24 protein-coding genes and 1 pseudogene are annotated in these 21,583 nt (G+C 53.8%); 18 read left to right on the top strand and 7 right to left on the bottom strand.

Annotated elements, in window-relative coordinates; all coding sequences use genetic code 11:
* Positions 1-4: 4 nt before the first annotated feature.
* Positions 5-901: pseudogene (locus AC07U6_RS10510) on the bottom strand (LysR family transcriptional regulator).
* Between the two features lie 92 nt (positions 902-993).
* On the opposite strand from AC07U6_RS10510, the gene AC07U6_RS10505 reads away from it, so the two are divergent.
* The 5 genes from AC07U6_RS10505 (at position 994) to mtr (ending at position 4,092) form a co-directional block, all read left to right on the top strand.
* The gene (locus AC07U6_RS10505) at positions 994-1,533 is read left to right on the top strand and encodes an MFS transporter (RefSeq protein ID WP_494762010.1); all 540 of its coding nucleotides are present in this window, start codon (positions 994-996) and stop codon (positions 1,531-1,533) included.
* Positions 1,534-1,551: 18 nt separating this feature from the next.
* Entirely contained in the window at positions 1,552-2,016 is a 465-nt protein-coding gene (locus AC07U6_RS10500; RefSeq protein ID WP_494762011.1) for a hypothetical protein, read from the top strand.
* Complete coding sequence (locus AC07U6_RS10495; protein ID WP_494762012.1) at positions 1,977-2,342, top strand: hypothetical protein; 366 nt, start codon at positions 1,977-1,979, stop codon at positions 2,340-2,342. The genes AC07U6_RS10500 and AC07U6_RS10495 overlap by 40 nt, the downstream gene beginning before the upstream one ends.
* Positions 2,339-2,728 carry a hypothetical protein gene (locus AC07U6_RS10490; RefSeq protein ID WP_494762013.1) on the top strand — a complete coding sequence of 130 codons (390 nt, stop codon included), beginning with the start codon at positions 2,339-2,341 and terminating at the stop codon, positions 2,726-2,728. Before AC07U6_RS10495 ends, AC07U6_RS10490 begins: the two co-directional genes overlap by 4 nt.
* A 116-nt stretch (positions 2,729-2,844) precedes the next feature.
* Positions 2,845-4,092: a tryptophan permease gene (gene mtr / locus AC07U6_RS10485; RefSeq protein ID WP_494762014.1), complete on the top strand. Its 1,248-nt coding sequence runs from the start codon at positions 2,845-2,847 to the stop codon at positions 4,090-4,092.
* A 54-nt stretch (positions 4,093-4,146) separates the two neighbouring features.
* Here mtr and fur read toward each other — a convergent pair whose 3' ends face one another.
* The 4 genes from fur to ybfF all read right to left on the bottom strand — a co-directional run bounded on the left by fur (position 4,147) and on the right by ybfF (position 6,854).
* The gene (fur, locus tag AC07U6_RS10480; protein ID WP_105591064.1) at positions 4,147-4,590 is read right to left on the bottom strand and encodes a ferric iron uptake transcriptional regulator; all 444 of its coding nucleotides are present in this window, start codon (positions 4,588-4,590) and stop codon (positions 4,147-4,149) included.
* Positions 4,591-4,985: 395 nt separating this feature from the next.
* Positions 4,986-5,516, bottom strand: coding sequence for a flavodoxin FldA (gene fldA / locus AC07U6_RS10475; RefSeq protein ID WP_123336569.1), 531 nt, complete (start codon positions 5,514-5,516; stop codon positions 4,986-4,988).
* A gap of 145 nt (positions 5,517-5,661) precedes the next feature.
* Positions 5,662-5,943, bottom strand: a complete 282-nt coding sequence (gene ybfE / locus AC07U6_RS10470) for a LexA regulated protein (RefSeq protein ID WP_105591066.1) — start codon at positions 5,941-5,943, stop codon at positions 5,662-5,664.
* A 146-nt stretch (positions 5,944-6,089) separates the two neighbouring features.
* Entirely contained in the window at positions 6,090-6,854 is a 765-nt protein-coding gene (gene ybfF, locus AC07U6_RS10465) for an esterase (RefSeq protein WP_494762015.1), read from the bottom strand.
* Between the two features lie 262 nt (positions 6,855-7,116).
* On the opposite strand from ybfF, the gene seqA reads away from it, so the two are divergent.
* A complete protein-coding gene (seqA, locus tag AC07U6_RS10460; protein ID WP_199735255.1) occupies positions 7,117-7,653 on the top strand; it encodes a replication initiation negative regulator SeqA in 537 nt (178 codons plus the stop codon).
* A 24-nt stretch (positions 7,654-7,677) separates the two neighbouring features.
* Positions 7,678-9,318 carry a phosphoglucomutase (alpha-D-glucose-1,6-bisphosphate-dependent) gene (gene pgm, locus AC07U6_RS10455; protein WP_494762016.1) on the top strand — a complete coding sequence of 547 codons (1,641 nt, stop codon included), beginning with the start codon at positions 7,678-7,680 and terminating at the stop codon, positions 9,316-9,318.
* A 68-nt stretch (positions 9,319-9,386) separates the two neighbouring features.
* Here the strand turns inward: pgm and kdpE are convergent, their stop codons facing one another.
* Positions 9,387-10,070, bottom strand: coding sequence for a two-component system response regulator KdpE (gene kdpE, locus AC07U6_RS10450; protein WP_494762017.1), 684 nt, complete (start codon positions 10,068-10,070; stop codon positions 9,387-9,389).
* A 306-nt stretch (positions 10,071-10,376) separates the two neighbouring features.
* Between kdpE and AC07U6_RS10445 the strand changes: the two genes are divergently transcribed.
* The 8 genes from AC07U6_RS10445 to nei all read left to right on the top strand — a co-directional run bounded on the left by AC07U6_RS10445 (position 10,377) and on the right by nei (position 17,094).
* On the top strand, positions 10,377-10,583 hold the full coding sequence (locus tag AC07U6_RS10445; RefSeq protein WP_105591071.1) for a YbfA family protein: 207 nt from the start codon (positions 10,377-10,379) through the stop codon (positions 10,581-10,583).
* A gap of 180 nt (positions 10,584-10,763) precedes the next feature.
* Positions 10,764-11,531 carry a DUF523 and DUF1722 domain-containing protein gene (locus AC07U6_RS10440; RefSeq protein WP_494762018.1) on the top strand — a complete coding sequence of 256 codons (768 nt, stop codon included), beginning with the start codon at positions 10,764-10,766 and terminating at the stop codon, positions 11,529-11,531.
* Between the two features lie 18 nt (positions 11,532-11,549).
* Positions 11,550-12,980 (top strand): deoxyribodipyrimidine photo-lyase, encoded by a 1,431-nt coding sequence (phrB, locus tag AC07U6_RS10435; protein WP_494762019.1) that lies wholly within the window; start codon positions 11,550-11,552, stop codon positions 12,978-12,980.
* A gap of 2 nt (positions 12,981-12,982) precedes the next feature.
* The gene (locus AC07U6_RS10430) at positions 12,983-13,726 is read left to right on the top strand and encodes a type 2 GTP cyclohydrolase I (protein ID WP_494762020.1); all 744 of its coding nucleotides are present in this window, start codon (positions 12,983-12,985) and stop codon (positions 13,724-13,726) included.
* Positions 13,727-13,848: 122 nt separating this feature from the next.
* Positions 13,849-14,505: a 5-oxoprolinase subunit PxpB gene (pxpB, locus tag AC07U6_RS10425; protein ID WP_494762021.1), complete on the top strand. Its 657-nt coding sequence runs from the start codon at positions 13,849-13,851 to the stop codon at positions 14,503-14,505.
* Positions 14,499-15,425, top strand: a complete 927-nt coding sequence (gene pxpC / locus AC07U6_RS10420; protein WP_494762022.1) for a 5-oxoprolinase subunit PxpC — start codon at positions 14,499-14,501, stop codon at positions 15,423-15,425. Before pxpB ends, pxpC begins: the two co-directional genes overlap by 7 nt.
* Complete coding sequence (gene pxpA, locus AC07U6_RS10415; protein WP_494762023.1) at positions 15,422-16,159, top strand: 5-oxoprolinase subunit PxpA; 738 nt, start codon at positions 15,422-15,424, stop codon at positions 16,157-16,159. Before pxpC ends, pxpA begins: the two co-directional genes overlap by 4 nt.
* 143 nt (positions 16,160-16,302) lie before the next feature.
* A complete protein-coding gene (gene nei / locus AC07U6_RS10410; RefSeq protein WP_494762024.1) occupies positions 16,303-17,094 on the top strand; it encodes an endonuclease VIII in 792 nt (263 codons plus the stop codon).
* Positions 17,095-17,169: 75 nt separating this feature from the next.
* Here nei and AC07U6_RS10405 read toward each other — a convergent pair whose 3' ends face one another.
* Positions 17,170-18,453, bottom strand: coding sequence for a citrate synthase (locus tag AC07U6_RS10405; protein WP_205065349.1), 1,284 nt, complete (start codon positions 18,451-18,453; stop codon positions 17,170-17,172).
* A 629-nt stretch (positions 18,454-19,082) separates the two neighbouring features.
* Here AC07U6_RS10405 and sdhC point away from each other — a divergent pair.
* The 3 genes from sdhC to sdhA are packed head-to-tail and all read left to right on the top strand — an operon-like array spanning position 19,083 to position 21,579.
* The gene (gene sdhC / locus AC07U6_RS10400; RefSeq protein WP_105591080.1) at positions 19,083-19,472 is read left to right on the top strand and encodes a succinate dehydrogenase cytochrome b556 subunit; all 390 of its coding nucleotides are present in this window, start codon (positions 19,083-19,085) and stop codon (positions 19,470-19,472) included.
* A complete protein-coding gene (gene sdhD, locus AC07U6_RS10395; protein WP_123336541.1) occupies positions 19,466-19,813 on the top strand; it encodes a succinate dehydrogenase membrane anchor subunit in 348 nt (115 codons plus the stop codon). The genes sdhC and sdhD overlap by 7 nt, the downstream gene beginning before the upstream one ends.
* On the top strand, positions 19,813-21,579 hold the full coding sequence (sdhA, locus tag AC07U6_RS10390; protein ID WP_494762025.1) for a succinate dehydrogenase flavoprotein subunit: 1,767 nt from the start codon (positions 19,813-19,815) through the stop codon (positions 21,577-21,579). The genes sdhD and sdhA overlap by 1 nt, the downstream gene beginning before the upstream one ends.
* Positions 21,580-21,583 lie beyond the last annotated feature (4 nt).

The raw sequence follows: 21,583 nt of genomic DNA, 5'->3' as shown, positions 1-21,583 counted from the left end.
TGATCTAACCCGGCTGCATCGGTAATTTCTGCGAAAGAAAATCGATAAACAGCCGGGTTTTTCGCTGCATTTCCCCCTGTCCGGCAAACACGGCACTGACCGGTTGATTCGGCAGCTGCCACTCTTTACACAGATGCTGTAGCCTGCCTGCGGCAATATCTTCACGGACCAGCCATTCCGGCAGCACCGCGACACCCATTCCGGTCAGTGCCATCTGACGAACGATTTGTGCGGAGTTGGCGGTATAAGCGGCATCGGACTTCAGTTCGGACAAACGATTATTTGCTCCACGAAAGGTCCAGCGGCCGGGATGAGCCAGGTTGCTGTTGTGTATCCACGGCATGGCGGAAACCTCCTGCAGATCCTACGGACGAAAGCGTTTTACCAGAGAAGGTGAAGCCACCAGTAAAATGGCATAGTCTGCCAGCCTGCGGCTTTTTAGCGATGAGTCGCGCAGCGCCCCCAGCCGTATCGCCACATCCAGCTTATTACTCACCAAATCATCAAGAGAAGCCCCGACGCTGTAGTTCAGTTTCAGCAGGGGATGGCGCTGGCAGAATTCGCCGACCAGCGGCATCAGGAACTGCTGGCCATACTCCCACGTTGAGGTAATGCGGAGTTCCCCGGAGAGGGAGTGATGCTCTGTGGTGACTCGCGCGACCGCCCGGTCAATATCAGCGAAAATCAGCTTAAAATCCTGATAAAACTGCTGCCCGTGGCCGGTAAGGGCCAGGCTTCGCGTGTTGCGCACCAGCAGTGTGACGCCAGGCAGCTGTTCCAGACTTTTGATATGCAGGCTGACCATCGCGCGGCTTAAGCCGAGATTGCTGGCGGCCCGGGTAAAGCTGCCGCTGTCAACAATGGCAAAAAACGTGTGGATCTTATCAAGATGGGCGTGCATGGGATTATTCAGTTTAATCAAACAATCATTTAAATTTATGCGTCTTTATTTGTCAGGTCAACCGCCGCTATGCTTCGCGTGGAGGTATGACAATGCACTATGGTTATCGGGTCGCGGCCATCTTTCTGCTCGGCTTTTTTATTGATTGTATTAATATTTTTATGTCGGCGATTGCGCTGCCGTCAATTGCGGCGCAGATGTCCTTGGCGACGGAGTCCATCAGCTGGGTGGCCAATGGTTATATTCTGGGGCTGACGCTGATCGTGCCGCTGAGCGGCTGGCTGGCTTCGCGCTTTGGCGCCCGGCAGACTATCGTCGCCTCAATGCTGATCTCCAGCATCGCCGCGCTGGGCTGCGCGCAGGCCGACTCCTTCAACACACTGGTTGTGTGGCGTTTTATCCAGGGCGCGGGCGGCGGGCTGCTGATCCCGGTAGGGCAGGCGTTAACCTTTAATTTATTTCAGGGGCGGCAGCGCGCCGCTATTTCGACGCTGATCATGTGCGTGGCGCTGATTGCCCCCGCGCTGTCCCCTCTGTTGGGAGGCATGCTGGTGGATGTGTTTTCCTGGCGCTGGATCTTCTACAGCAATATTCCTTTCAGCCTGCTTGCGGCGCTGCTGGCGGCGATATAGATACGACTACAGGCAACGGTGCGTACACGCGCAGATATCACCGGAATTATTCTGGTCTGTGGCGCTTTGGGTACTCTGTTGAGGAGCCTGTCGCTGTTTAGCGAGCAGCATGCTTTACCACAGGCTGCATTATGGCTGGGCGTTTCTTTACTGCTGGCGTGGGGCTATGTACAGCATTACCGCCGCCAACCAACGGCTATTCTCGATCTCAGCCTGCTGCACAATCATCAGCTGAATCTGTCCATCGCCGTTTACTACGCCGTACCGGGCGTGTTTACGGGCGTTAATTTGCTCAATATTTTCTATCTGCAGCAGGTTTTGCATTTCAGCGCCGGGCATACCGGTAGCTTTATGCTGCTTTACGGCGCCGGCGCGCTGGTGGCGATGCTGGTGGCCGGGCGGATTTATTATCGGGTAGGCGACCCCGCTTATTCAGCTGCGGTATGTTGCTGCATAGTGGCGGCATTGCGCTGTTATCTTTAGTCAGTGATACAAGCAGCAGTGGGATACTGTGTGCGGCCTATCTGCTGATGGGGAGCGGTGGCGGGATTGCTGCAAACTGTGCGCAGACCACGGCCTTGATTGAGCTGAACGAGCAGCAAATGAGCCGGGGGAGTACGCTGTGGAATATTAACCGGCAGCTGACGTTCAGCCTCGGCACTGCGTTATTTACGCTGCTGCTGGCGGTGCTGAGCCATTATTTTCCTGGTGAACAGGCGTGGCATCTGGCATTTATTATTGCGGCCATTAGCGGTTTGCTTCCGCTGTGGCTGATTTATCAACGACGTTTTCATAAGGAAATCCAATGATCGATCTCACTAACAAAGCATCACAGAGCGTCATTGTTCTGCATCAGCTGATTGAGGCTGTCTTTCACGGTGACGGCAGCAAGACTGCCGAGCTGCTGACCCATTTTGCCGATGACTTTGTAATGATTACCCCAACAGGTAAAAGCCTGGTGCTGGCAGAGGTTGAGGCCTTATTCAACCGCTTAACCGGCGCGCGCCAGGGAATGATGATCAGCATTGAGCAGTGCAACGTTATTTCGCAGCGGGGGAATGAAGTGATTATTCAGTATCACGAGCTGCAACAGCAGCAGGATAATCATTCGCATCGTATTTCGCTGGCGGTGATTAACTGTGCAACCCAACCGCCACGCTGGCGCTATCTGCAGGAAACCATGGTAATAAACTGAATACTGTACTAGTTCACGGGTTCGGGCTGGTGTAGAATGTGCGGCGTTAATGCCGCTCATCCAGTGAATAATTCCGGTTATGGCGGCGAGTTTCCTATTTTTGCTAAGGATTAGTCATGGATTCACCGGTTTCCACCGCCCGCCCGCCTTCTACACTCTGGGGAACGCTAATTATTAGCGGCACGATTATCGGTGCCGGGATGTTCTCGTTACCGGTGGTGATGTCCGGTGCATGGTTTCTCTGGTCATCAGCATTACTGATTGTCACCTGGTTCTGCATGCTGCTTTCCGGGCTGCTGTTTTTGGAGGCCAGCCTGCATTACCCTGCCGGGTCCAGCTTTGACACGATCACTCGCGATCTGTTGGGACGGGGCTGGAATCTGATTAACGGTCTGTCTGTCGCCTTTGTTCTGGGGATACTGACCTATGCCTATATCTCCGCCAGCGGAGCGATTATTCAGCACACGCTGAGCCAGCTCTCACTGCCGGTTTCTGCCCGTAGTGCCGGTTTCGCCTTTACGCTTCTGGTGGCGGTGTTTATCTGGCTGGGCACGGCAATGGTCAGTCGTATGACGCTGATTTTTCTCGGTGCGAAAGTCATTACGTTTTTGATTATCTTTGGCGGACTGCTATGGCATATCGAACCGGTGAAACTGCTGGACAGTCATGGGGAGGAAAGCCATTACCTTCGCTATCTGTGGATGGTGATCCCATTCTGCCTTGCGTCATTTGGCTATCACGGTAATATCGCCGGGCTGGTCAGTTACTATCAGAAGAACGGTAGCCGGGTTTGTCGCTGTCTGGTATTCGGCACGCTGCTGGCGCTGATCATCTACTTTATCTGGATTATTGGCACGATGGGCAATATCCCGCGCCATGAATTCAAAGCGATTGCAGCACAGGGTGGAAATATCGACGTGCTGGTCGCCGCACTTTCGGGTGTGCTGCACAGCCCCCATCTGAATCTGCTGCTGGATATCTTCTCGAACTTTGCCGTCGCCTGTTCATTCCTTGGCGTTAGTCTGGGGTTCTTCGACTACCTTGCCGATCTGTTTAAGTTTGATCGTACAGCCTTCGGTCGGTTAAAAACGACGGTGGTCACCTTTATTCTGCCGCTGACGGCGGCGATGATCTGGCCAAACGGCTTTCTTGTGGCGATTGGTTATGCCGGGCTGGCGGCTACACTTTGGGCCGTGATTACCCCTGCAATGCTGGCGCGAAAGGCCAGGCAGCGTTTTACTACCGCAGCCTGGCAGGTAAGAGGGGGAACGGCACCAATCGTACTGGTGCTGATCTTCGGCGCGGTGAATGCGCTGGTTTCTCTACTTTCGTACTGGAACGTCCTGCCGGTCTATGCCGGATAACAGGCAAAAAAAACCGGTGGATGGCCACCGGTTTCATACTGATTTCAGAATGGATTACTCGTCGTGCAGCGTATCGTCTTCGCGGCAGTCGCCCTTAGAGCAATGGCCATAGAGGTACAGACTGTGATTGCTCAGTTTGATCCCGTGGCGAGTCGCGATTTCACGCTGACGTGCTTCGATATATTCGTCGCGGAACTCAATAACTTTGCCGCAGTCCAGGCAGATCAGATGATCGTGGTGGTGCTGCTGAGTCAGTTCGAAAACGGATTTACCGCCTTCAAAGTTATGACGGGTAACGATCCCTGCGTCATCAAACTGGTTGAGCACGCGGTACACCGTGGCTAAACCGATTTCTTCGCCCATATCAATCAGGCGCTTATACAAGTCTTCCGCACTGACGTGATGGCCTTCTGGTTCCTGAAGCACTTCCAGAATTTTCAGTCGTGGAAGCGTGACTTTCAGGCCGGCCTTCTTTAATGCGGTATTGTTGTCAGTCATGCGGATATTGTCCTGTTACTTTGCTAGTCACTTAGTGGCTGAAAAGCCCTGAACATCGGTTGACGCTAGAGTTGGATGCGTCACAGTATAGAACTCATACATCGAAATGAAAACAACAAGGAATGCCTGAAGCCACTGTTGGATGTAAGGATTAATGTCATTACGTCCAGTGAGGCCTGCGTCCAAATCTTACAAAGTTAACATTTCGCTCTATTTCATCCCATCGCACAACGATCATAAAAGATCGTTAAAGGGATGCTGGAGGATGAGAAAGCGGATAACCGATGGGGTTATTGTACATTTTTACAGGTGGTATTTACAAATACGTATCTATTACTTCTATAGGAAAAACCATTGGCCTGATGTGAGGTGTCTCTCACATCAGGCCGTTTGGCTCAGGCTTCGATGATTTCTTTCAGCTGAAGCTCATCAAAAATCTGCTTAACCCACTTATCAACGCGTTCGTTGGTCAGTTCAGGCTGACGGTCTTCGTCAATCGCCAGACCCAGGAAGTGGTTGTCATCGGCCAGGCCTTTAGAGGCTTCGAAATTGTAGCCTTCAGTCGGCCACTGACCCACCAGAATTGCGCCGTTTGGCTCAATGATGTCGCGGATGGTACCCATCGCATCGCAGAAATATTCAGAATAGTCTTCCTGATCGCCACAGCCGAACAGGGCGACCAGTTTTCCGTTGAAGTCGATCTCTTCCAGCGTAGGGAAAAAGTCATCCCAGTCACACTGGGCTTCTCCGTAGTACCAGGTAGGAATGCCCAGCAGCAGAATGTCGAAGGCTTCAAGGTCTTCTTTGCTGCTTTTGGCAATATCACGAACTTCTGCAACGTCTTTACCCAGCTGCTTCTGGATCATCTTTGCAATGTTTTCCGTATTGCCCGTATCGCTGCCAAAGAAAATGCCTACGATTGCCATGAGTTTAATAACCTCTTGAATCTTAATGATATGGTGACTGCCAAAATTTTTGCAGATAGCCGTAATAATAGCAGACCGCCGTCAACGGATAAACGAGTAATCCTGCGGCATTTGTCACTTTGTGCGTTGAGCACACGCGGTGCAATCAGGACTGCAGGTGTTTTAACTGGTTTAGCAGCATCTCTTCAATCAGCTCACTGCGGCTCATATTGCGCGCTTCGGCCAGCTGGTTCAGTGCGTCAACGGCTTCACTGTTCATTTTCAGCTCGACGCGCTTAAGCCCGCGAACTTTATCGCGCTTAAGCTGATTACGTTTATTGATTCGCAGCTGCTCATCACGCGTCAGCGGATTAGTTTTCGGTCGTCCCGGGCGACGTTCATCTGCGAACAGATCGATCGTTGTGCGGTCCGTGTTCTCTTTTGCCATAGATTAGTGATACTGAAAGGCTGGATTTCTGATGTGTCAGGCCGTTATCCGCCGTAAAAATCACCAGCGGAAAAATGTCAGCGCGCATCATACCCCAGTGAAAGTGATGACGACAATGTTTTAACAACATAGGGAAATAATTGTTTTTACAGCACAAAAAATCGACGAATTGCGCGTAAAACTGCATCAGGTTTTTCAGCGTGAACCCAGTGGCCGGCCCCGGCCACAACATAGGCCCGCGCCTGCGGGAACTGTGCCAGCAGCGCGTCACGATATTCATCGGCCAGATAGGGGGAACGCTCACCGCGAATGAACAGCGCAGGATGCGGCCAGGCAGGCACTGGCTGCCAGCCAATAATCTGGTCGTAGCACTGATACAGCACAGATACATTAAAACGCCATTCACCTTCGTGGAAAGATTTTAACAGAAACTGGATCACGCCCTCTTCCGTCAATGTCTGACGCATTAGCGCTGCGGCCTGACTACGCGAGGTGATGCCAGCATGGGTAACTGCCTGGAGCGCGGCGAAGATATCATCATGATGGCGGGTGGAGTAGGCGACTGGTGCCATATCAATCACCACCAGTCCTGCCACGCGGTCCGGTGCCAGTGCGGTTAACATCATGGCGATTTTGCCGCCCATTGAATGACCGATAACGCCGAAACGCTCAATGCCCAGTCCGTCTAGCGTTTCCAACACATCCTGCGCCATCAGCGCGTAGTTCATTTCGTTCGAGCGTGGCGACAGGCCATGATTGCGCACATCAATCTGAACCAAACGGCGGCGGTGCTTGAGGTCACGAGCGAGGATACCGAGGTTATCAAGGCTACCAAAAAGCCCGTGGATCAGCACCAGAGGCAGATCGTCTGTTGCGGATTGTTCAGATTGCAGGCGGACATTCAAATTCATAGCAAAGTTCTTACAGTTGGAACGAAGGCTTAGGGTATCATGGATTTTACATTTTCTGCCGGGGGTAGCACAGGCGCTGCCAACGATCTTTTTACGGCAAATTCTGACTTTTGCTGGCAAAGAGGGCTTAGGCTACACCCGGGCTGGGTTTAACTTTATAATCCTGAAGTTAGGATACGAGTTCCAGAAAGCCGACGATCCTGAAGATCGTATCTGTTTTTACGCTCGATTCTGATAGAAGCAACAACCGTACTGGATAAAGATGAAAACGATAGAAGTCGACGAAGAGCTATACCGCTATATTGCCAGCCATACTCAGCATATTGGGGAAAGCGCATCGGACATTTTACGCCGTATGCTGAAGTTCACTGCGGGGCAGACTGCGCCAGCGGCACCCGTTGCCCAGGCGGCTAAAGAGCCCGCTGTTGTGAAATCTGAACCTCGCCCGCAGGACCGCGTTCGCGCCGTGCGTGAGCTGCTGCTTTCTGACGAATATGCCGAGCAGAAGAAAGTGGTGAACAGGTTTATGCTGATTTTATCGACTTTATACACCCTGGACGCCAAAGCCTTTGGCGATGCCACCGAGTCGCTGCATGGCCGCACGCGCGTCTATTTCGCGGGCAACCAGCAGACGCTGACTCAGAATGGTACGCATACCAAGCCGCAGCATATTCCGGGCACCCCTTACTGGGTGATCACCAACACCAATACCGGCCGTAAGCGCAGCATGGTGGAACATATCATGTTATCGATGCAGTTCCCGGCGGAACTGACCGAGAAAGTTTGCGGTACCCTTTAACCGAAGCGTCAGGGAGAAGCGCCAATGGCCAATCACCCCCGTGCCGGGCAGCCAGCCCGGCAGAGCGATTTAATTAACGTTGCACAGTTAACATCGCAGTACTACGTCTTGCAGCCTGAACTGGGTAATGCTGAACATGCAGTAAAATTCGGTACCTCAGGTCATCGCGGTAGCGCGGGTCGTCACAGTTTCAATGAAACGCATATCCTGGCTATTGCCCAGGCGATTGCCGAAGAACGTAAAAAGAACGGCGTGACCGGCCCCTGCTACGTCGGTAAGGACACCCACGCGCTGTCTGAGCCGGCGATTATCTCGGTTCTTGAAGTGCTGGCGGCAAACGGTGTGGATGTGATTGTGCAGCAGGATAATGGCTATACGCCGACCCCTGCGATTTCGAACGCCATCCTTGAGCATAATAAAGCCGGAGCGGTACTGGCGGACGGCATTGTGATTACGCCTTCCCACAACCCACCGGAAGATGGCGGTATCAAGTACAACCCACCAAACGGTGGGCCAGCGGATACCAACGTCACCAAAGTGGTGGAAGATCGTGCCAACGCCTTAATTAAGGACGGTCTGAAAGACGTTAAACGTATTTCTCTGGATCGGGCATGGGCCAGCGGCTATCTGAAAGAGCAGGATCTGATCCAGCCGTATATTGAAGGCCTTGCGCAGATCGTTGATATCCCGGCAATTCAGAAAGCAGGCCTGAAAATTGGCGTCGATCCGCTGGGTGGCTCCGGTATCGCCTACTGGCAGCGCATCGCTGAGTTCTACAAACTCGATCTGACCATCGTAAACGACGCCGTCGATCAGACCTTCCGCTTTATGCACCTGGATAAAGATGGCGTGATCCGTATGGATTGCTCATCCGAATGTGCCATGGCGGGTCTGCTGGCGCTGCGCGACAAATTCGATCTGGCGTTTGCCAACGATCCGGATTATGACCGCCACGGTATCGTAACGCCTGACGGGCTGATGAATCCTAACCACTATCTGGCGGTTGCGGTGAACTATCTGTTCCAGCATCGTCCGCAGTGGGGCAAAGATGTTGCAGTTGGCAAAACGTTGGTGTCCAGCGCAATGATCGACCGTGTGGTTGACGATATCGGCCGTAAGCTGGTGGAAGTTCCGGTGGGCTTTAAGTGGTTCGTTGACGGTCTGTTTGACGGCACCTTCGGATTCGGCGGTGAAGAGAGCGCGGGGGCATCCTTCCTGCGTTTCGACGGCACTCCATGGTCAACCGACAAAGACGGTATCATCATGTGCCTGCTGGCGGCAGAAATCACCGCCGTTACCGGCAAGAACCCGCAGCAGCACTACAATGAACTGGCCGCGCGTTTCGGTGCGCCAAGCTACAACCGTATCCAGGCAGCGGCAACGTCTGCTCAGAAAGCCGCGCTGTCGAAGCTTTCCCCGGAAATGGTGAGTGCGGACACGCTGGCAGGCGATCCGATCACCGATCGCCTGACTGCCGCGCCGGGCAACGGAGCCTCCATTGGTGGCCTGAAAGTGATGACCAAAAACGGCTGGTTTGCCGCGCGTCCTTCCGGTACAGAAGATGCTTATAAAATCTACTGTGAAAGTTTCCTCGGTGCCGAGCATCGCGAGAAGATAGAGAAAGAAGCAGTAGAGATCGTCAGTACGGTGTTGAAAAACGCCTGACCCTGACATTATCTTTGCGGTAAAAATGACAAGGCCATTCACTGGATGGCCTTTTTTGTTGCCGTGATTCAGGGAATAAAGCGATAGCCAACGCCAGTCTCCGTCAGCAGATGCTGTGGTTGGGCAGGATCGCGCTCCAGTTTCTGCCGGAGGTGCCCCATATAGATCCGCAGGTAGTGGCTGTGTTCAACCGCGTTTGGTCCCCAGACCTGGACGAGCAGCTGGCGCTGGGTCATCACTTTGCCGGGATGATTCAGCAGGCTGACCAGCAGACGAAATTCAATCGGCGTCAGATGCAAATCGCTGCCATCGCGGGTGACCCGCCGGGCGGCAATATCGACGCTGACCTCGCCAAAGGTAATTTGTGCCTGTTCACTGCTGCTGCTGGAACTCGGACGGTGGCGCAGGGCAACGCGCACTCTCGCCAGTAGTTCGCCCACGCCGAAAGGTTTCGTCAGGAAATCATCCGCACCGGCATCCAGCGCGTTGATTTTGTCCTGCTCGTCGCTGCGGGCTGACAGGACAATTACCGGCATACTGCTCCACTGACGCACCTCGCGAATAAACTGAATGCCGTCGCCATCCGGCAACCCGAGATCGAGGATCGCCATTTCAGGTTTACGTGTAGCGGCCTCAATCAGCCCGCGGCTGAGCGTGTCGGCATCAACAACGCGAAAGCCTTCGCCTTCAAGTGCCACGCGCAGAAAACGGCGGATCTCTTTTTCATCTTCAACGATCAGAATAGTGGTCAAGGTTCCTCCGCACCGGCAGCCAGAGAGCTTTGCCGGGAAACGTCATTATGGCGATGGCGGCTAATTTAGCAAAAGAAGATGCGGTTCGCCCACCGCAGTTTTGCTGGAGGATATTTGTTAACGAATAGTTCTTATTAACGGCTTTATTAAGCCTTAATTAACCTTTTGGTAACAAAATTACAATTCGGGCAAAAGCAGAACAATTTTTCGTCAAAAAAGTGGTCCGATCAGTAGTAAAATTACATTAAAGGCGGTATTATTTTGTTCAGATTACAGACAATCTTTTAGCCGATTTGAGGAGGACGTATGAATCTTTATCACTCTTATTCAACTACGCGGATTTTCATGCGTCGTGCAGCGGTAGTACTTGCCGGTGTGCTCGCGCTGCCGGTTATGCTGTTCCGCGCCGACCGTGCCCGCTTTTACAGTTATCTGCATCGGGTTTGGGTCAAAACCAGCGATAAGCCCGTCTGGCTGGCCGAGGCCGAATCGGTCTGCTGCGACTTTTATTAAGCCTGGCTCTGATACTACAGATCTAAAGCTAACCCACGACTTCAATTCATTTTTCTGTTTATTATCCCGCCGGAGTGCGGGATTTTTTTGCGCTAATTTCAACAATTGAGGTTTTAAGAGAAAAAATAGCGAAAATAATCTACACTCAAATTTGTACAATAATTTTTTGGTTGTATAGATATGAGTAAAAAAATTCCTGTTGGCATCAGTACCTGCCTGCTCGGTGAGCGGGTAAGATTCGATGGTGGGCATAAGCGTTCTGTTTTTGCGGCAGAAGAGCTGGCCCCTTATCTTCACTGCGAATCGATCTGCCCGGAAATGGCGATTGGCCTGCCTGCTCCCCGACCCGCACTGCGTTTGACTCAGGGCGAAGAGGGCGTCGGCATTTTCACCCGCGAGCTGATGGCACAGCTGCCGTGGCTGCCGGTGGAAGAAGACGGACGGCTGCACGATCCCATCCTGCGCGAAAATTTTGTTGCACGGGTTTACGCGCTGCATGAGTTTAATCAGCTGTGGGCGGGCGGTCTGACCCGTGCAAAGCTGATGGACTTTCACAGTCGTTATAAACTGTTGCTGCTGGCCCATTCACAGCCAAAATACCGGGAAATCGGTCCGTTCGTGGCCAAAATGGATCGTTGGGAATCGCTGGATGAGTTCGCTCTGGCCTATCGCCAGCTGCTGATGGATTTGATGAAGCAACCTGCATCGCGCAGCAACCACACCAATGTGCTAATGCACGTTCAGGGCTATTTCCGCCGCGAGTTGAATTCACCACAGCGCCAGGAATTAGCCACGCTGATTGACAGCTATCGTCGCGGCATCCAGCCTTTACTGGCACCGATTACCCTGCTGAAACATTATATGGCGCAGTATCCGCATCCGTGGCTGACCGGACAGCGCTACTTTTCTCCTTATCCCGAAGCACTGCGGCTGCGTTATGGATATTAAATGAATTCAGGGAGCATTATGACATCCCACCTGGTCTGGCTGCGTAACGATCTGCGTATTAACGACAACCATGCCCTTTATGCCGCCTGCCGCTCAAACAGCCCAAAAGTGATTGCGCTGTTTATCGCCACGCCGAAACAGTGGGAGAGCCATGACATGGCGGCGAAACAGGCTGAGTTTATCTGGCAGAATTTGCAGGACCTGCAGCAGTCCCTGGCGCAAAAGGGAATTGAGCTGCATCTCGCTGAATGCACGGACTTCAGCGCGTCAGTGGATCTCCTGCTGGACTTCTGCCGCGAGCATCGCGTTGATCGCATGTTTTACAATTACCAATACGAAGTGAATGAACGTCAGCGCGATGCTGAAGCTGAACGGGTGCTGTTTGATAATGATGTGATGGTGCAGGGATTCGACGACAGTCTTCTGCTGCCTCCCGGCAGCGTGCTGACCGGAAATCGCGAAATGTATAAGGTTTTTACGCCGTTCAGCAAGGCGTTTGTTAAGCGCCTGCAGGAAGGGTTACCCGAATGCTTTTCCGCGCCTGCCGTGCGTGAAAGTGGGCCGATTAAAGACGTTTCTCCAGTGAAGGCTTTTAACTATCCGCGAGAGGCCACCGACAGTGCGCTGTTTCCCGCCGGTGAAAAGGCGGCGATTGCCAGGCTGCGCGAGTTCAGCCAGCAGCCGGTGACACACTACCCCGATCGGCGTGATTTGCCCGCGCTGGACGGCACCAGCCGTCTTTCGGCCTATTTAGCCGTTGGCGTTCTGTCACCGCGTCAGTGCCTTTACCGTCTGCTCAAAGAACATCCGCGCGGGCTGGAAGACGGTAAGGTTTTTGTCTGGCTGAATGAGCTTATCTGGCGCGAGTTTTATCGGCATTTGATCGTGGCTTATCCGGCGCTTTGCCGCCATCAGCCCTTTGTACGCTGGACGCGTAAGGTTGCCTGGCGCGATTCTTCTGAGCATCTTGCCGCCTGGCAACAAGGCAAAACCGGCTATCCGATTGTGGATGCCGCCATGCGTCAACTTAACAGCCTTGGCTGGATGCACAACCGGCTGCGGATGATTACCGCCAGCTTCCTGGTAAAAGACCTGCTAATCGACTGGCGCGAAGGCGAACGTTACTTTATGTCGCAGCTGATCGATGGTGACCTGGCGGCCAACAACGGCGGCTGGCAGTGGGCTGCCTCGACCGGCACCGATGCCGCACCCTATTTCCGCATTTTTAATCCCACCACGCAGGGCGAACGCTTCGACGCCACAGGTGAGTTTATCCGCCAGTGGCTGCCGGAGCTGCGGCAGGTGCCGGAAAAATATATCCATCAGCCCCACGAATGGGCAAAGAAAACGAACCAAAAGCTCGATTATCCTGCGCCGATCGTGGAACATAAACAGGCACGCCAGCAAACGCTGGACGCCTTTGAAGCTGCACGAAAACAGATGGATTAATTATGCGCAATAGTGAACTCGAACAGCTGGTTAACCAGTTACTGAATGCCGCCGCCTTCAAAGACTACGGCCCGAACGGGTTGCAGGTTGAAGGTAAGAGCGAAATTAAAAAAATCGTTACCGGCGTTACCGCCTGCCAGGCCCTCCTGGACGAAGCCGTGCGGCTGGAGGCCGATGCTGTACTGGTGCATCACGGCTATTTCTGGAAAAACGAACCTTCTGTTATCAAAGGGATGAAGCGTCAGCGCCTGAAAACGCTGCTGGCAAACGACATTAACCTCTTTGGCTGGCATCTGCCGCTGGATGCGCACCCGGAACTGGGCAATAACGCCCTGCTCGCAAAACTGTTTGGGATTGAAGTGAAAGGTGAAGTGGAGGAGCTGCTTTTCTGGGGCGAGTTTGCCCAGCCGTTGAGCGGTAAACAGCTGGCGCAGCGCATTGAAGATACGCTGGGCCGTACGCCTCTGCACTGTGGCGACAATGCACCGGCGCTGATTAAACGCGTGGCGTGGTGCAGCGGCGGTGGACAGGGCTTTATTGATGCCGCTGCTGCGTTTGGCGTCGATGCGTTTATCAGCGGTGAAGTCTCTGAACAGACTTTCCACAGTGCTCGGGAACAGGGCCTGCATTTCTTCGCCGCCGGGCATCATGCCACCGAACGCTGCGGTATACAGGCGCTCGGTGAGTGGCTGGCCGAACATCACGGGCTGGATGTCACTTTTATTGATATTAATAATCCGGTTTAATCCCACAAAAGCAACCTGCCGGGCGCCATCCTCGCGGCCCCGCAGGTTGACACCGTTACCGCAATCTCGCATAACTGTTTTCCTGTCCGTCAATGGCGATCACTTCCGCTCAGGAGGCTTGGGTGCAGCGAGCACGATGTTATTTGTTAGGAGAACGCACGGTGGTGCTGGAACTGGACCCGCCGGTTTCACTCAGCAGCCAGCAGCGTATATGGGGACTGGCGCAGCGCCTTCACGATCGTTCCGAAGTCATCGATGTTGTCCCCGGGATGAATAATATTACCGTCGTGTTAAGCGACCCGCAGCAAACCGCACTGGATGCCATCGAGTGGTTGCAGCAGTGGTGGGAAAGTAGCGAGATCCAGGTGTCGGCGTCACGGTTAATCGAGATCCCGGTGATCTATGGTGGGGCGGCAGGACCCGATCTGCATCAGGTCGCGCACTACTGCGACATGAGTGCCTCACAGGTGGTTGAATGCCACAGTACCGCAGAATACGTCGTCTACTTTATCGGTTTCCAACCCGGTTTTCCTTATCTTGGCGGACTTGATCGTCGCCTGCATACGCCACGACGTGCCGATCCCAGGCTAATGGTTCCTGCCGGATCGGTTGGCATCGGCGGAGCGCAGACCGGTATTTATCCTCTGGCTACGCCCGGTGGCTGGCAGCTGATTGGTCAGGCACAAACCACGCTATTCACTCCTGCCCGGCAGTCGCCAGTGTTGTTGCGATCTGGCGATCGGGTGCGCTTTGTGCCTCAGAAGGAGGGGGTATGTTAAAAATCATTCGCGCCGGGATCAGCACCAGTATTCAGGACGCTGGTCGCAACGGCTGGCGTCACTACGGCATCAGCCGATGCGGGGCGCTGGATAATCCTGCGATGCAGACGGCAAATATGCTGGTGGGCAATCCGGCGGAGGAGGCGGTTCTGGAAATCACTCTCGGGAAGTTTACCGCTGAGTTTGGCCGCGACGGCTGGCTTGCACTGACCGGCGCGGGCTGTAATGCGAAACTGGACGGAAAGACCGTCTGGACCGGCTGGCGAACCGCAGTAAAGAAAGGCCAGCGGCTGACTTTGAGTATGCCGCAGCGTGGTATGCGCAGCTATCTGGCCATCAATGGCGGTTTTGCTGTTGAACCGCAGCTGGGGTCGATGAGCACCGATCTGAAAGCGGGCTTTGGTGGTTTTGACGGGCGAAAAATTCAGGATGGCGATCGGCTTCCTCTGAGGGCAGCGACGCGTGATTTTGGTGAACCCGCAGGCGTACGGCAGCTGCTGTGGGGTAACCGCGTACGCGCATTACCCGGGCCGGAGTATCATGAATTCACTACCGAGAGTCGTGAGGCCTTCTGGCGTACCGCATGGCGGCTCGACCCGCAAAGTAACCGTATGGGCTATCGCTTACAGGGGCGGAAGCTCCGGCGCGACGCCGATCGCGAGCTACTTTCTCACGGGCTGGTTCCCGGCGTAGTCCAGGTTCCTGCCGGAGGGCAGCCGATTGTGCTGCTGGCCGATGCGCAAACAACCGGTGGTTATCCACGCATTGCCTGCGTGATTGAAGCGGATCTGTATCATCTGGCGCAGCTGCGGCTGGGAGAGCCGATCCACTTTGTCCACTGTACGCTGGAAGAAGCGCTACAGGCTAAAAGAGAACAGCAGCGCGTACTGGATCAGATCGCCTGGGGACTTCGCGCATGAGAATCGATCTTAATGCTGATATCGGTGAAGGGTGCCCAGGCGAGCGTGAGCTTTTAACGTTGGTTACCTCGGTGAATATCGCCTGCGGTTTTCACGCGGGCGATGCTTCCACCATGTTGCAGTCGGTGCGGCAGGCTATGGAAGCGGGCGTGGCGATTGGCGCACATCCCAGCTTTCCTGATCGGGAAAACTTTGGTCGTACGGCAATGCATCTGCCGCCGGAAGAGGTCTATGCGCAGGTGATCTATCAGGTTGGCGCACTGAAGGCGCTGACCAACAGCCTCGGCGGCAGGCTGGTTCACGTCAAACCTCACGGTATGTTGTACAACCAGGCTGCGCGAGAAGCACCGCTGGCGGAAGCGATAGCTCGGGCGATAAAAGCTGTCGATCCGGCACTGATTCTGGTCGGGTTAGCCGGCAGTGAATCAGTTCGAGCTGCGCGGGCGCAGGGACTGGTGACCTGTGAAGAAGTGTTTGCCGATCGCGGCTATCAGCCTGATGGTTCACTGGTGCCGCGCGGGCAGCCCGGTGCGTTAATCGAAGATGCTGAGCTGGCAATTCGCCAGACGCTGGATATGGTACGGCGTGGCGAAGTGCAGAGCGTGATAGGGGAGTGGGTGGCAGTTCGGGCGGAAACAGTCTGCCTGCACGGTGACGGACCCCACGCGCTTAACTTTGCACAGCGGCTCCGGCAGGCTTTTCGTGCGCATCAAATCGATGTCACCCGACGTTAAAGCCGGGATTCTTAGTCAATACACTCTCTTTTTGTAACGACGCAGCGCTCCGGGTCATAAAGTTTTACAACCTGATTATCCCATGGTCGTCGTCAGGAGCTTATCTGTCGCCGATTTTATCATTCCAACGCAACGGAGTTTGCATGCCAGAAGGCCCTGAAATTCGCCGGGCGGCGGACCGCCTGGAAGAAGCCATTAAAGGTAAAGTGCTGACCGAGGTTTGGTTTGCCTATCCTGCGTTGCAGGCCCGTCAGCATGAGCTGGTGGGGCAGCGCGTCACGGAAATTGAGACGCGCGGCAAGGCGTTACTCACCCACTTTTCTAACGGGCTGACGCTGTACAGCCACAATCAACTTTACGGTGTATGGCGCGTGGTCCCAACCGGTAAACAGCCTGACAGCAAGCGTGTGCTGCGGGTCAAACTGTCGGCAGTGGATAAAATGCTGCTGTTATATAGCGCATCGGATATCGAACTGCTTGATGCCGACGGTGTTGCCGTCCATCCGTTCCTGAACCGGGTTGGACCGGACGTACTGGATATGAAATTGACGGTTGAGCAGGTACGCGAGCGTTTACTGTCGAAGCGCTTTCGCCGTCGCCAGTTCAGCGGGCTACTGCTCGATCAAAGCTTTCTTGCCGGACTCGGTAACTATTTGCGGGTTGAAATTCTCTGGCAGGCCGGGCTGGCGGCAAATCATCGGGCCGAGGACCTGAGTGATGCGCAATGTGATGTACTGGCGAAAGCACTGCTGGCGATACCGCGACTTTCTTACAAAACGCGCGGTACACCTGATGAAAACCGCCATCACGGCGCGATTTTCAGTTTTAAGGTGTTTCATCGCGCGGGGCAGGCCTGCGAGCGCTGCGGTGAAACTATCGTCAAAACGACGCTATCTTCCCGCCCGTTTTACTGGTGCCCCGGCTGCCAGAAATAAAAAAACCGGGATGCAAATCCCGGCTTTTTACTGGCTTGTTTCTGGCACTGATTAAAAATCAGGCCAGCTTCGCAGTTACTTCTTCAGACTGGAGGTAAAATCGCGTTTGTCGTAGCCGGTGTACAGCTGACGCGGACGGGCAATTTTCACACCGTCGTCGTGCATTTCTTTCCAGTGTGCAATCCAGCCAACGGTACGTGCCATCGCGAAGATAACGGTAAACATTGAAGAAGGAATGCCCATTGCTTTCAGAATGATGCCTGAATAGAAGTCAACGTTTGGATAGAGTTTGCGTTCAATAAAGTACGGATCGTTCAGCGCAATGTGCTCCAGCTCCATGGCGACTTCCAGCAGGTCATCTTTCATACCCAGCTCTTTCAGTACTTCATGGCAGGTTTCACGCATCACGGTGGCACGCGGATCGTAGTTTTTGTACACGCGATGGCCGAAGCCCATCAGACGGAACGAATCGTTCTTATCTTTGGCGCGACGCAGGAACTCAGGAATGTGTTCTACAGTGCTAATCTCTTCGAGCATACGCAGGCAGGCTTCGTTCGCGCCGCCGTGAGCCGGTCCCCACAGCGAGGCGATGCCCGCAGCGATACAGGCAAACGGGTTCGCACCGGAAGAACCGGCGGTACGCACGGTAGAAGTGGAGGCGTTCTGCTCATGATCGGCGTGCAGGATCAGAATACGATCCATTGCTCTTTCCAGTACCGGGTTAACCACATAATCCTCACACGGCGTGGAGAACATCATGTGCAGGAAGTTACCGGCATAGGAAAGGTCGTTGCGCGGATAAGCAAACGGCTGACCGATTGAATATTTGTAACACATTGCCGCCATGGTAGGCATTTTAGACAGCAGGCGGAAAGCGGCGATCTCACGATGACGCTCGATATTCACGTCCATGGCATCATGATAGAAGGCAGCCAGCGCGCCGGTTACGCCGCACATGACGGCCATCGGATGCGAGTCGCGACGGAAACCGCGGAACAGATGATGGATCTGCTCATGCAGCATCGTGTGACGGGTCACTGTCGTTCTGAATTCGTCAAACTGGGCTTTCGTTGGGGCTTCGCCGTTTAACAGGATGTAACACACTTCCAGGTAGTTGGAATGCAGAGCCAGCTGATCGATGGGGAAACCACGATGCAGCAAAATGCCTTCATCACCGTCGATGTAGGTAATTTTTGATTCGCAGGACGCGGTAGAGGTAAAGCCTGGATCAAAGGTGAAATACCCTTTAGAGCCTAAAGCCCGGACATCAATCTCTTCCTGACCTAATGTGCCTTTAAGCACATTAAGTTCAATAGGAGCTTCGCCTTCGAGGGTTAGCGTCGCTTTTTTATCAGCCATTTATAGTCTCCTTAGCGCCTTATATAGGGATCTTTAACACCGGGAAGTCACGCAGTCCCAGCTCATTGCCAGGCGCAGAAGGTAATCATCTCTGTGGCATCTTTAAGGCGTGCAGGGTACAGAGTGACGGGCGCTCGTGGGCTGGGTTAGGCACATTCCTGAGAGTGTAGCATAGTAGTTAAGAGATCCGGTCTAAACATGCTTACGTTATAACCAATACCGTTGCTTTATAAAGAATACGACTCAATGTTACATAACTTGTGCTTAGGGGAAAGTGTATCCCCATAACTTTTGTGCATCATAGAACTTTTATTGCACAGTTTGTAACAGAGGTGTTGAAGTTATGTCAAATCAGATAATTAAATTTGTATCAAATATGAAAACCGTGAATGCGATCACTGTTCTATCGAAATGTCCCCAAAGTGTTTGTAGGGGAATTGTAATGAGAATGTGATCCGCCTATACTGCCGCCAGGTCTCCGGGAATACCCTGTTGTAGGAGCCACCCAGCGTTTCATACGCGTCGTTTTGACACTGGATGTTGTTTTAGGTGCCTGGCGCAATGTTTGACTTGTTAACGCTGTCTGACCCGCCCTCAGGACCGGAGGAAGCAAAAATAAGAAAAGCTGTGTGGGCAAAACCGTGAAAAAACAAAGACCTGTCAACTTGGATCTCACTACGATCCGGTTTCCCGTTACTGCAATAGCATCCATTCTCCACCGCGTTTCCGGTGTGATCACCTTCGTGGCGATCGGGATTCTGCTCTGGTTACTGGGTCTGTCACTCTCTTCACCCGAAGGCTTCCAGCAGGCATCCGCCGTGATGGACAGTTTTATCGCTAAATTCATTATGTGGGGCATTCTGACCGCGCTGGCTTATCACATTGCCGGTGGCATTCGCCATTTAATGATGGATTTTGGCTATCTGGGTGAAACATTAGAAACGGGCAAACTTTCTGCACAAATTGCGTTCGGTATTACTGTCGTGCTCTCAATCCTGGCTGGAGTCCTTGTATGGTAAGCAATGCTTCTGCACTGGGTCGTAATGGCATCCATGACTGGCTGTTACTCCGTGCCGCCGCCATGGTGATGACCCTCTATGTGATTTATATCCTCGGTTTTCTGGTGATGTCTGGGACCCTGACCTATGACATCTGGCGTGGTTTTTTCGCCTCTTCCTTTACTAAAGTTTTCACCCTTCTGACGCTGTTGTCCATTCTGGTGCACGGCTGGATCGGTATGTGGCAGGTACTGACCGACTATATTAAACCACTGGCGCTGCGCATGATGTTGCAGCTGGTGATTGTGGTTGCGCTGTTGGTATATGCAATTTATGGAACTGTAGTGGTGTGGGGTGCGTAATGAGTTTGCCAGTCAGAGAATTTGATGCCGTAGTTATTGGTGCTGGTGGTGCAGGTATGCGCGCCGCACTACAAATTTCCCAATCGGGCCAGAGCTGTGCCCTGTTGTCTAAAGTTTTCCCAACCCGTTCCCACACCGTGTCTGCTCAGGGCGGTATTACCGTAGCGCTGGGTAACAGCCACGAAGATAACTGGGAATGGCACATGTACGATACCGTTAAGGGCTCCGACTATATCGGTGACCAGGACGCGATTGAATATATGTGCAACGTCGGTCCGGAAGCGATTCTGGAACTGGAGCATATGGGCCTGCCGTTCTCCCGTCTGGATGATGGCCGAATCTACCAGCGTCCGTTCGGCGGCCAGTCGAAGAACTTCGGTGGTGAACAGGCTGCCCGTACCGCAGCAGCCGCTGACCGCACCGGCCATGCGCTTCTCCATACGCTGTATCAGCAGAACCTGAAAAACCACACCACTATCTTTTCCGAATGGTACGCGCTGGACCTGGTGAAAAACGCCGACGGTGCCATCGTGGGATGTACCGCACTCAATATTGAAGATGGTGAAGTGGTTTACTTCAAGGCCCGTGCGACCGTGCTGGCAACCGGCGGTGCCGGACGTATCTACCAGTCAACCACCAATGCGCATATCAACACCGGTGACGGCGTGGGTATGGCGCTACGTGCTGGTGTACCGGTACAGGATATGGAAATGTGGCAGTTCCACCCGACGGGTATTGCCGGTGCCGGTGTACTGGTAACGGAAGGCTGTCGCGGTGAGGGTGGTTACCTGCTCAACAAACACGGTGAGCGTTTTATGGAACGCTACGCGCCGAATGCAAAAGATCTGGCCGGACGCGATGTTGTTGCGCGTTCGATCATGATCGAGATTCGTGAAGGCCGCGGCTGCGATGGTCCGTGGGGTCCGCACGCCAAGCTGAAACTCGATCACTTGGGTAAAGATGTTTTAGAAGCGCGTCTGCCGGGCATCCTCGAACTGTCCCGTACCTTTGCTCACGTCGATCCGGTCAAAGAGCCGATCCCGGTTATCCCGACCTGCCACTATATGATGGGTGGTATCCCAACCCGCGTAAGCGGCCAGGCGCTGACGGTGAATGAACAGGGTGAAGATGTGCTGATCCCTGGCCTGTTTGCCGTGGGCGAAATCGCCTGCGTATCAGTACACGGTGCTAACCGTCTGGGCGGCAACTCGCTGCTTGACCTGGTGGTCTTTGGCCGTGCTGCGGGTGTGCACCTGCAGGAATCTATCGCCGAGCAGGGCGAGCTGCGTGATGCGACGGAAGAAGAGATTGAAGCCTCTCTGGCCCGCCTTAACCGCTGGAACAACAACGTTTCAGGCGAAGATCCTGCTGAGCTGCGTAAAGCCCTGCAGGCCTGCATGCAGAATAACTTCTCGGTATTCCGTGAAGGTGACGCCATGGCGAAAGGCCTGGCCGAGCTTAAAGTTCTGCGTGAGCGCCTGAAAAATGCCCGTCTTGACGATCGTTCCAGTGACTTTAACACCCAGCGCGTTGAGTGCCTGGAGCTGGATAACCTGATGGAAACGGCTTATGCCACCGCGGTGTCGGCTAACTACCGCACCGAAAGCCGTGGAGCGCACAGCCGCTTCGACTATCCTGAGCGTGATGATGCGAACTGGTTATGTCACAGCCTGTATCTGCCGCAAAGTGAAAGCATGACGCGCCGTGAGGTGAACATGCAGCCGAAACTGCGTGCGGCCTTCCCGCCGAAAGCGCGTACTTACTAGTTTG

This window comes from Erwinia sp. GW821-FHT03D09 (genome assembly GCF_059420805.1).
This window is presented reverse-complemented; position numbering and strand designations above follow the sequence as displayed.